2 protein-coding genes are annotated in these 2,179 nt (G+C 43.1%); one reads left to right on the top strand and one right to left on the bottom strand.

All coding sequences use genetic code 11. The annotated features are described in order from the left end of the window. Positions 1-49: 49 nt before the first annotated feature. Positions 50-775, bottom strand: a complete 726-nt coding sequence (locus VF500_RS28880) for a DUF4290 domain-containing protein (protein WP_330862972.1) — start codon at positions 773-775, stop codon at positions 50-52. 205 nt (positions 776-980) lie between these two features. Here VF500_RS28880 and VF500_RS28875 point away from each other — a divergent pair, with 205 nt between their 5' ends. Further along, positions 981-2,078, top strand: coding sequence for a dipeptide epimerase (locus VF500_RS28875; protein ID WP_330862973.1), 1,098 nt, complete (start codon positions 981-983; stop codon positions 2,076-2,078). Positions 2,079-2,179 lie beyond the last annotated feature (101 nt).

Below are 2,179 nucleotides of genomic sequence, written 5' to 3'. Positions count from 1 at the left end.
TGCAATGACGCTTTTTTCTTATTTCTAAATCCTCAGGGGGCTCTTGATTTTAATATTTTTTTGCACCGCCATTGTTATTACGGCTGCGGTTTTGGTTATTGTTTTGCCTGCCGCCGTTACTGCCACCACCGCGGTTTTGATTGTTCTGGTTGTTATTACGACCGCGGTTATTGTTAGTATTATTTTGCTGAAAGTTATTAGGACGGAAATCAACCCGGTTGAGGTTAATGTTCTCCTCCAGTTTCAGTGTACCACCTGATAAGGCATACAGATCAGACAGGATACTTTCGTCGCTTACCGAGTCTTTATTCCACTGCACGTAAGCCATTTTCATGAAGTTGGCTATGGCCTGGATCATGTGGCGTTTGCGTTCGGGCTCCTCAATGGCTTTAGCCTTTTCAATCATCAGCTCAATGGTTTTGCCATAATGCTTGTATTTGATGCGCTGATTTGGATAGCGTAAAGGTGCCGGCTTAATATGAGCCGCTTCAGGCAATGGTTTTGGGTAAGGCGAATCCACATCGATCTGGTAATCGGATATGATATGCAGGTGGTCCCAAAGCTTGTGTTTAAAATCGGCCACATCGCGCAGGTGTGGGTTTAAAAAGCCCATCAGGTCAATTACTACCTGTGCGTAGCGGTTACGTTCTTCTTTAGTAGGTAACGCTACAATATATTTAACCATATTTTGTACGTTACGGCCATATTCAGACAGGATCAGTTTATTCCTGGTTGAATTATAATCAAAATTTGCAGGCGTGTTTTCTTGAGCCATGTTAAATGTTTTTATGAAAGTTGAAAGTTAGCCAGGCAAATTTCCCTGATGGAAGGGCAAAAGAGGCTAAAATTGAATTGTTACTTGTATTGAAGTAATGCAAATATAAACTAATACTTATAATATGCAAATTACGTTGGTAAATTGTTGCAATTAATTGTTTTAATTTAGCTTTTAAACATTTACCAATTTGGAAAACCAGCAAATTACCATCACCCATATAGATATCTACCGCTTCAGTATCCCGATGGAGCCGTTTACCATTGCCACCGGGACTTTATCCCATGCTCAAAATGTTTTTATCCGCGTACATACCGATGCCGGTTTTTATGGCGTAGGGGAGTGCTCCGCTTTCCCGATGATCGTTGGTGAAACACAGGATACCTGCCTGGTTATGGCACGTGAGTTTGCCCGGCTATGGAAAGGTAAAGATGCGCTTGATATAGAAACGAGGCTCCAGGAGTTGCATAGCTTTACTGCCGGTAATACCACTATAAAAAGCGCTTTTGATAATGCCCTGTTTGATATAGCTGCCAAAAACGCAGGCTTGCCTTTATACCAGTTTTTGGGTGGCGAAAAGCGTGTTGTAGAATCGGATATTACTATAGGTATAGCCGGGCATCATACCATGGCTTTAAAGGCGCTTGATTTCAAAGCTTCGGGAGCCAATATCTTAAAGGTAAAGCTGGGTAAAAATGTGGTGGAAGATGTGGAGCGCATTCAACAAATTCGCGAAGCCGTTGGGCCGGCTATGAAGATCCGTATTGATGCCAACCAGGGCTGGACCTTTAACGAAGCTGTTTTTGCATTACAGTCTATTGCGAAATATGATATAGAATTTTGTGAACAGCCCATCCGCACCTGGTATGACGACAGGGTGCCCGAACTGATGCAGTTATCACCTGTTAAGATCATGGCCGACGAAAGTGTTTATAACCATCATGACGCCCGCAAGCAGATCAACGCTGGTGCCTGTCATTATATCAATATTAAAATGGCTAAGTCGGGCGGTATTTATGAGGCCAAAAAGATCCATGATGTGGCGGCTTCATATGGCATCCCTTGTATGATGGGAGGGATGCTGGAAAGCCGCATAGCCCTGAGTGCCAAACTGCATTTTGTATATGCCTGTCCTAATATCCGGTTTTATGATATGGATACCTGTAAGCTGGGGCATTTGGTTGATCCCTGTATTGGTGGGGCCATATACGACGGCTATCATTTAACCATTGAGGATGCGCCGGGGATTGGCGCAGATGCTGATGAAGCATTCCTGGCGGATTGTGAACGATTTACCATTTAAATAGGGGATATTAATGCTGATCAGAAAAGCTACCATTGAAGATTTGCCTGTATTGCTTCAGTTTGAACAAGGGATCATTAGTACAGAACGACCGTTTGATA

The organism is Mucilaginibacter sp. (assembly GCF_036383575.1).
GTDB lineage: Bacteria > Bacteroidota > Bacteroidia > Sphingobacteriales > Sphingobacteriaceae > Mucilaginibacter.
Note: the sequence above shows the minus strand (reverse complement) of the source record. Positions and strands in the feature narration are given on the sequence as shown.